At 52.4% G+C, this 254-nt stretch carries 1 protein-coding gene; it reads left to right on the forward strand.

The window, feature by feature from the left end:
• Positions 1 to 15: 15 nt before the first annotated feature.
• On the forward strand, positions 16 to 254 hold a 239-nt coding region (locus AC0IXR_RS25100), incomplete at its 3' end, for a CoA transferase (protein ID WP_471762603.1).

A 254-nucleotide genomic window follows, 5' to 3' on the forward strand; every position in this document is an offset into this window, starting at 1 on the left:
GACCATGAGCGTTTCATGAAGCTCGTTGAGCATGCAGACGTCGTGTTAGAAAACTTTCGACCTGGAGTCACGAAGCGTTTGGGAGTGGATGCGGAAAGTGTACATAAAACCAATCCGCGAATAATATACGCCAGCATTTCGGGTTTCGGTCAAGAGGGGCCGTTCCGAAATCGTCCCGCGTATGATCTCATTGTACAGGCGATGAGCGGAATCATGGCTGCCACGGGTCCTGAAGGAGGAAAGCCGACACGCGT

The sequence above is a fragment of the Methylobacterium sp. AC832 genome (genome assembly GCF_979256025.1).